We start from the raw sequence: 8,322 nt of genomic DNA on the forward strand, positions 1-8,322 counted from the left end.
TGGTTTTCTGAACATTTATGCGGCTACACTATTTTTAGCGAAACGTTTCGCTAGTGGAGCAAGAAAATGAAGAAAGGCACGGTTCTCAACTCAGAAATCTCATCGGTTATTTCCCGTCTTGGGCATACCGATACGCTGGTGGTTTGCGATGCAGGCTTACCGGTTCCGCGCAGCACAACCCGTATCGATATGGCGTTAACGCAGGGCGTGCCCTCGTTTATGCAGGTACTGGAGGTGGTGACGGCGGAGATGCAGGTTGAGGCGGCCATTCTCGCGGCGGAAATCAAACAACATAATCCGCAACTCCACGAAACGTTGCTCAGCCACATTGAGCAACTGCAACAACACCAGGGAAACACCATAGAAATTCGTTACACAACGCACGAACAGTTCAAACAACAAACCGCAGACAGTCAGGCGGTGATTCGCAGCGGGGAGTGTTCCCCGTATGCGAATATCATTCTCTGTGCTGGCGTCACCTTCTGAGGCCATCATGGACGCATTACTGCAACTCAAAGGGATCGATAAGTCGTTCCCGGGCGTAAAAGCCCTCTCCGGTGCGGCGCTTAACGTCTACCCAGGACGCGTGATGGCGCTGGTGGGCGAAAACGGTGCCGGCAAATCCACCATGATGAAAGTGCTGACCGGGATCTACCAGCGCGATGCCGGTTCACTCGTTTGGCTGGGTAAAGAAACCACCTTTAACGGCCCGAAATCCTCTCAGGAAGCGGGCATCGGCATTATTCACCAGGAGCTGAACCTCATCCCGCAGCTGACCATTGCGGAGAACATCTTCCTGGGCCGCGAGTTCGTGAACCGGTTCGGCAAAATCGACTGGAAAACCATGTACGCCGAAGCGGACAAGCTGCTGGCGAAGCTGAACCTGCGCTTTAAGAGCGACCGCCTGGTGGGCGACCTTTCCATCGGCGATCAGCAGATGGTGGAAATCGCGAAGGTGCTGAGCTTCGAGTCGAAGGTCATCATTATGGATGAACCGACCGATGCCCTGACCGATACCGAAACCGAATCCCTGTTCCGCGTGATCCGCGAGTTGAAAGCGCAGGGGCGCGGCATTGTCTATATCTCTCACCGCATGAAAGAGATCTTCGAAATTTGCGACGACGTGACCGTCTTCCGCGACGGCCAGTTTATCGCCGAGCGCGAAGTGGCGACGCTGACCGAAGATACGCTGATCGAAATGATGGTGGGACGTAAGCTCGAAGACCAATATCCGCATCTGGACAAAGCGCCGGGCGAGATCCGCCTGAAGGTAGATAATCTCTGCGGCCCGGGCGTAAATGATGTGACCTTTACCCTGCGTCAGGGCGAGATCCTGGGCGTGGCGGGCCTGATGGGCGCGGGCCGTACCGAGCTGATGAAAGTGCTGTACGGCGCACTGCCGCGCACCAGTGGTTACGTTACTCTTGACGGCCATGAAGTGGTGACCCGCTCGCCTCAGGACGGGCTGGCGAACGGCATCGTCTATATCTCCGAAGACCGCAAGCGCGACGGCTTAGTGCTGGGCATGTCGGTGAAAGAGAATATGTCCCTCACCGCGCTGCGCTATTTCAGCCATAGCGGCGGCAGCCTGAAGCATAAAGATGAGCAGCAGGCGGTCAGTGATTTTATCCGTCTCTTCAACGTTAAAACCCCGTCGATGGAGCAGGCTATTGGCCTGCTTTCCGGCGGGAATCAGCAGAAAGTGGCGATTGCCCGCGGGCTGATGACGCGCCCGAAGGTGCTGATCCTCGACGAGCCAACCCGCGGCGTGGACGTGGGCGCGAAAAAAGAGATCTATCAGCTGATTAACCAGTTCAAGGCCGACGGTCTGAGCATCATTCTGGTCTCTTCCGAGATGCCAGAAGTATTAGGCATGAGCGATCGCATTATCGTCATGCATGAAGGGCATCTCGGCGGTGAATTCACTCGCGAGCAGGCCACCCAGGAAGTTCTGATGGCTGCCGCTGTGGGCAAGCTTAATCGCGTGAATCAGGAGTAAGAAGATGACTACCCAGGCTGTTTCTGGTCGCCGCTATTTCACAAAGGCATGGCTGATGGAACAAAAATCGCTGATTGCCCTGCTGGTGCTGATCGCGATTGTTTCGACCATGAGCCCGAATTTCTTCACCGTGAATAACCTGTTCAACATTCTGCAGCAGACGTCGGTGAACGCCATTATGGCGGTCGGCATGACGCTGGTGATTTTGACCTCGGGTATCGATCTGTCCGTCGGTTCCCTGCTGGCGCTCACCGGTGCGATCGCCGCTTCAATTGTGGGAATTGAGGTCAACGCGCTGGTGGCCGTTGCGGCTGCACTGGCGGCTGGCGCGGCGATTGGTGCCGTTACCGGTGTGATTGTGGCAAAAGGCCGCGTTCAGGCGTTTATCGCCACGCTGGTGATGATGCTGCTGCTGCGCGGTGTGACCATGGTTTACACCAACGGTAGCCCGGTGAATACCGGGTTTACGGATAACGCGGATCTGTTTGGCTGGTTCGGTATCGGTCGCCCGCTGGGTGTCCCGACCCCGGTCTGGATCATGGCTATCGTCTTCCTGGCGGCGTGGTACATGCTGCACCATACCCGTCTGGGACGTTATATCTATGCCCTGGGCGGTAACGAAGCGGCCACGCGCCTGTCCGGCATCAGCGTTAATAAAGTCAAAATTATCGTGTACTCCCTGTGCGGCCTGCTGGCGTCACTGGCGGGCATCATCGAAGTGGCGCGCCTCTCTTCCGCGCAGCCGACGGCGGGTACGGGGTACGAGCTGGATGCCATCGCGGCGGTGGTTCTGGGCGGTACGAGCCTTGCGGGCGGTAAAGGTCGCATTGTTGGGACATTGATCGGCGCACTAATCCTCGGTTTCCTGAATAATGGTTTGAATTTGTTAGGTGTTTCCTCCTATTACCAGATGATCGTTAAGGCAGTGGTGATTTTGCTGGCGGTACTGGTAGACAACAAAAAACAGTAACTGACGACACTACAGGACATCTTAGATATGAACATGAAAAAAAAACTGGCTACCCTGGTTTCCGCTGTCGCGCTGAGCGCAACCGTAAGTGCTAACGCCATGGCGAAAGATACCATCGCGCTGGTTGTCTCTACCCTGAACAACCCGTTCTTCGTCTCCCTGAAGGACGGTGCGCAGAAAGAAGCGGACAAACTGGGCTACAACCTGGTGGTGCTGGATTCACAGAACAACCCGGCGAAAGAGCTGGCTAACGTTCAAGACTTAACCGTTCGTGGCACCAAAATTCTGCTGATCAACCCAACCGATTCTGATGCCGTAGGCAACGCCGTGAAGATGGCAAACCAGGCGAAAATTCCGGTGATCACTCTGGACCGTCAGGCAACGAAAGGCGAAGTTGTGAGCCACATTGCGTCTGATAACGTGCTGGGCGGTAAAATTGCTGGTGACTACATCGCGAAGAAAGCCGGTGAAGGCGCGAAAGTTATCGAACTGCAGGGTATCGCCGGTACTTCCGCGGCCCGTGAACGTGGTGAAGGCTTCCAGCAGGCCGTGGCTGCACACAAATTCAACGTGCTGGCCAGCCAGCCGGCAGACTTCGACCGTACTAAGGGTCTGAACGTCATGCAGAACCTGCTGACCGCGCATCCAGATGTGCAGGCGGTATTTGCACAGAACGATGAGATGGCGCTCGGTGCGCTGCGTGCGCTCCAGACCGCAGGTAAATCAGATGTGATGGTTGTCGGATTTGACGGCACGCCGGATGGTGAAAAAGCAGTAAATGATGGCAAACTGGCTGCGACCATCGCTCAGCTGCCTGAGCAGATTGGCGCGACTGGCGTTGAAACTGCCGACAAAGTGCTGAAGGGCGAAAAAGTTCAGGCCAAATACCCTGTTGACCTGAAGCTGGTCATTAAGCAGTAAAGGCGATTCAGGCAGTCGCTGGCTGCCTGAGGGACACCAAATAAAAGAAAAGTGTGGCATACGCCACCGGGTAATACCGGTGGCGCTCTCAGATGGACACCTCAATACATGAAAACCGCAGGCAACCTCGTCGTCCTTGGCAGTATCAATGCCGATCACATTCTTAACCTTGAAACGTTCCCCACTCCGGGCGAAACCGTCACCGGCAATCAGTATCAGGTCGCGTTTGGCGGTAAGGGCGCAAACCAGGCAGTTGCCGCCGGGCGCAGCGGGGCGAATATCGCGTTTATCGCCTGTACGGGTGATGACGATACCGGCGAGCGCGTACGCAAGCAGCTGGCAAGTGACAACATCGATACTGCACCCGTCAGCGTTGTTGAAGGGGAATCTACCGGTGTGGCGCTGATCTTCGTCAATGCAGAAGGTGAGAATGTCATCGGTATTCATGCGGGGGCTAACGCCGCGTTAACGACTGAACGCGTCGAAGCGCAGCGTGGGATCATCGCCGGAGCGGAAGCCCTGCTGATGCAGCTGGAGTCTCCGGTTGAAAGCGTGCTGACCGCCGCGAAAATTGCGCATGAAAATCATACCACTGTCGTACTTAACCCTGCGCCTGCCCGTGTATTATCAGATGAACTGCTGGCGCTGGTAGACATTATTACGCCGAACGAAACCGAAGCGGAAAAGCTGACGGGCATTCGCGTTGAAAATGACAATGATGCCGCGCGTGCGGCGAAAGTGCTGCATGCAAAAGGCATCGGGACCGTTATCATTACTCTTGGTAGCCGCGGGGTGTGGGCTAGCGTCAATGGCGAAGGCCGTCGCGTGCCGGGCTTTAAGGTCAAAGCCATTGATACCATCGCCGCTGGAGACACCTTCAATGGTGCGCTGGTGACGGCATTGCTGGAAGGAAAAGCGATGGATGACGCGATCCGCTTTGCGCATGCCGCCGCCGCGATTGCGGTGACGCGCAAAGGCGCACAGCCTTCCGTTCCGTGGCGTAAAGAGATCGATGAATTCTTAAGTCAGCAGGGGTAACGCTTGGCTACGATGAAAGATGTCGCCCGCATGGCGGGCGTTTCTACTTCGACCGTCTCTCACGTTATTAATAACGACCGCTTCGTCAGCGAGGCGATTCGGGAGAAAGTCGAAGCCGCAGTAAAAGACCTCAACTATGCGCCGTCGGCGCTGGCGCGCAGTCTGAAGCTTAACCAGACGCGCACCATCGGCATGCTGATCACGGCCAGTACCAATCCTTTCTATTCTGAACTTGTTCGTGGCGTAGAGCGCAGCTGCTTCGAGCGTGGCTACAGTCTGGTGCTGTGCAATACTGAAGGCGACGAGCAGCGCATGAACCGCAACCTGGAAACGCTGATGCAAAAACGCGTCGACGGGCTGCTGCTGCTCTGTACCGAAACGCATCAACCTTCAAAAGAGATCATTCAGCGCTATCCTTCTATTCCCACGGTAATGATGGACTGGGCGCCGTTCGACGGGACCAGCGATCTGATTCAGGATAACTCGCTGCTGGGCGGCGATATGGCGACGCAGCACCTGATTGATAAAGGCTATACCCGCATTGCCTGCATTACCGGCCCGCTGGATAAAACCCCGGCGCGCTTGCGTCTGGAAGGCTATCTTTCGGCAATGGAGCGGGCAGGGCTTGCCATTCCTGATGGCTATCGCATCACCGGCGATTTCGAGTTTAACGGCGGTTTCGAGGCAATGCAGACGCTGCTGGCGCAAGAGCCTCGCCCGCAGGCGGTGTTTATCGGCAACGATGCGATGGCGTTTGGTGCCTATCAGGCGCTGTATCAGGCGGGATTGCGCGTTCCGGACGATATGGCTATCGTGGGCTACGATGATATCGAACTGGCGCGCTACATGACGCCGCCGCTGACCACGATCCATCAGCCGAAGGATGAACTGGGTGAGCTGGCCATCGACGTGTTGATCCACCGTATGGCGCAGCCCACGCTGCAACAGCAACGTTTGCAGCTTACTCCTGTTCTGATGGAACGCGGTTCGGTTTAGCTTTCTCTTTGTGACGCTCTTTAATCAGGTTCCGGCCATCTTTCGGTTTTAACAACATAAAGACCAGCGCCGACACCACGGTAAGCGCGCCCATGGTGATAAAGGTATAGTGGAACTGCTCAACGGTATTCGTGCCGTCAAACCCTTCATAAAACCGCAGCACCGCCGCGCTCACGGCTACCCCGAGGCTGATCGACAGCTGTTGGGTCACCGCCAGTACGCTGTTGCCGCTGCTCGCGTTCTCGTCGGTCAGGTCCGCAAGGGTGATGGTGTTCATCGACGTGAACTGCGTTGACATCGCCATTCCCAGCACAAACAGCGGCAGGATCAACATCCAGACCGGTAACGCCGCGGATTGCAGCGAGAACTGCGCAATCATCAGACCGATAAAGACCGTCACGCCAACCAGCGTTTTACGATAGCCAAACCAGCGCAGTACCTGTGTGACCGTCGATTTCGCCAGAATGGAACCCATTGCCGTGGGCGCCATCATGCAGCCGGCAATCAACGCCGGGTAGCCGAACCCCACCTGCAGCATCAATGGCATCAGGAACGGTACGCAGCCTGTGCCCAGACGTGAGGCAATATTGCCCGCGATCCCGACGGAAAAGGTTCGGGTGTTAAAGAGAGATAAAGAGATAAGCGGTGTCGGGTGACGACGCGCATGGCGTATATAAAGAAGGAACAGCAGAATACCGCTGAGGATGACGGTGAGCGCCAGCCACGTTTCAACGAGCTTCTCGCCAATGAGCTCCATGCCACTGGAGAACAGCACCAGGCTCAGTCCAAACAGGAAAAAGCCGCCCATATCGAAGCTGCGCCTTGGCGTGGTGAAGTTCGGCATATATTTGCGGGCATAGATCAGCCCTGCCACGCCAATCGGAATATTAATCAGGAAAATCCAGTGCCAGCTTGCCCAGGTAACCAGCACACCCCCGAGGACCGGGCCAAGTATTGGGCCGACCAGCCCCGGCATGGTGACAAAGTTGAGTACGGGGAGCAGTTCGCTGCGTGGGTAGGCACGCAGCAAAGCGAGGCGCGCCACCGGCATCATCATCGCGCCGCCTATTCCCTGCAGTACGCGAAAGATAACCAGCTCCGTTAATGAAGTGGAGAGCGCGCAGGCCAGTGAACCGAGCGTAAAGAGCGTTACGGCCAGCATGAAAACTCTGCGGGTACCGAAGCGATCGGCCAGCCAGCCACTTACCGGGATCAACATCGCCACCGTGAGGGTGTAGCTGATGATGGCAGACTGCATTGCCAGCGGGGAGCGGTTAAGGCTTTGCGCAATGGCGGGAAGCGCCGTATTGAGGATGGTGGCATCCAGTGCCTGCATAAAGAACGCCATGGCTGCAATCCACGGCAATCCCGCCATGCTGCGCGCTTTTTTCTCTGTCATTTATTTACCTGCTGGTGGGTTGGTGCGGTCAGCAATGCCTGACATGCAGTCAGGGCTCGCTGCCCGTCGCTCTCCTGAATGGCATCTACTATCGCCTGATGCAAATCCAGCTTTACCACTTCGTCTTGTGTAATAGAGGTAAAGTAGGTGTGGTACACCGAATGGAATAACGAAGCAAAGGAAGTGAGGAACGGATTGGCGCTCATCATATAGATATGTTCATGCCAGGCCATATCGACCTCAATCCATCGTTCCCGGTTGAAGTGTTTTTTCAGGAACACCATCTCTTCCATGAGTGCGTTAAGCTGCGCTTTCTGCTCTGCTGTCCCGAGCGTGGCGGCAAGCAGGCATGCCTGAGGTTCAAGGCTGCTGCGCATTACAAGAAAGTGATCGACGACCTGATGAAAGTTGTCTTCGGTCATCCACCAGGAGAGCAGCTCCTGATCGAGAAAATTCCAGTTATTCTGTGGCATCACGCGCGTGCCAATACGAGGGCGTGGAAGCACCATGCCTTTTGCCGTCAGGGTTTTCACCGCCTCGCGAACCGCGGTACGGCTTACTCCAAACTGCTCACCCAGCTCCAATTCACCCGGCAGGATGCTCCCCGGGGCATATTTACCCGCTAAAATCCGCTGCGCCAGCTTTTCTGCCAGCACATAGGACAGATTTTTTTGGGCGGCCAGCTGTTGTGCGCTTAATGGCATCGCTTTTATTCCTTAATGTTTCATGCTGTTAATTATGCCACCTCGAATGTGATTGTGGTTGCAGATACATCAAATAGAACAATTTGTAGCTTGATATCACCTTTGTTGGTGAAAAAAAACACGGTCAGAAACTTTTTTTGAATTTCCTCTTGTCACTTAAGAATAACGCCCTATAATGCGCCTCCACTGACACGGAACAACGGCACACACGCCGCCGGGTCAGCAGAGAACAGCGAAAATAAACGCTTGACTCTGAAGCGGGAAAGCGTAATATACACACCCCGCGTCGCAGCGA

Annotated in this window: 8 protein-coding genes; 6 read left to right on the forward strand and 2 right to left on the reverse strand. The window is 55.6% G+C overall.

What is annotated here, in order from left to right; translation table 11 throughout:
• Positions 1 to 66 precede the first annotated feature (66 nt).
• The 6 genes from rbsD (at position 67) to rbsR (ending at position 5,924) form a co-directional block, all read left to right on the forward strand.
• Positions 67 to 486 (forward strand): D-ribose pyranase, encoded by a 420-nt coding sequence (rbsD, locus tag IM284_RS10080; protein ID WP_003862392.1) that lies wholly within the window; start codon positions 67 to 69, stop codon positions 484 to 486.
• A 7-nt stretch (positions 487 to 493) separates the two neighbouring features.
• Positions 494 to 1,999, forward strand: a complete 1,506-nt coding sequence (rbsA, locus tag IM284_RS10085; protein ID WP_041911754.1) for a ribose ABC transporter ATP-binding protein RbsA — start codon at positions 494 to 496, stop codon at positions 1,997 to 1,999.
• Between the two features lie 4 nt (positions 2,000 to 2,003).
• Positions 2,004 to 2,969, forward strand: coding sequence for a ribose ABC transporter permease (rbsC, locus tag IM284_RS10090; RefSeq protein ID WP_006808742.1), 966 nt, complete (start codon positions 2,004 to 2,006; stop codon positions 2,967 to 2,969).
• A 27-nt stretch (positions 2,970 to 2,996) separates the two neighbouring features.
• Positions 2,997 to 3,890, forward strand: coding sequence for a ribose ABC transporter substrate-binding protein RbsB (gene rbsB / locus IM284_RS10095; RefSeq protein ID WP_047366747.1), 894 nt, complete (start codon positions 2,997 to 2,999; stop codon positions 3,888 to 3,890).
• A 108-nt stretch (positions 3,891 to 3,998) separates the two neighbouring features.
• Entirely contained in the window at positions 3,999 to 4,928 is a 930-nt protein-coding gene (rbsK, locus tag IM284_RS10100; protein ID WP_045631283.1) for a ribokinase, read from the forward strand.
• A gap of 3 nt (positions 4,929 to 4,931) precedes the next feature.
• Entirely contained in the window at positions 4,932 to 5,924 is a 993-nt protein-coding gene (gene rbsR, locus IM284_RS10105; protein WP_072252026.1) for a ribose operon transcriptional repressor RbsR, read from the forward strand.
• Here rbsR and mdtD read toward each other — a convergent pair.
• Positions 5,890 to 7,323, reverse strand: coding sequence for a multidrug transporter subunit MdtD (mdtD, locus tag IM284_RS10110; protein ID WP_047366749.1), 1,434 nt, complete (start codon positions 7,321 to 7,323; stop codon positions 5,890 to 5,892). The genes rbsR and mdtD overlap by 35 nt on opposite strands.
• The gene (locus tag IM284_RS10115; RefSeq protein ID WP_028014903.1) at positions 7,320 to 8,027 is read right to left on the reverse strand and encodes a FadR/GntR family transcriptional regulator; all 708 of its coding nucleotides are present in this window, start codon (positions 8,025 to 8,027) and stop codon (positions 7,320 to 7,322) included. Before IM284_RS10115 ends, mdtD begins: the two co-directional genes overlap by 4 nt.
• Between the last annotated feature and the right edge of the window lie 295 nt (positions 8,028 to 8,322).

This window comes from Enterobacter cloacae complex sp. P12RS (assembly GCF_014895875.1).
GTDB classification, from domain to species: Bacteria; Pseudomonadota; Gammaproteobacteria; order Enterobacterales; family Enterobacteriaceae; genus Enterobacter; species Enterobacter bugandensis.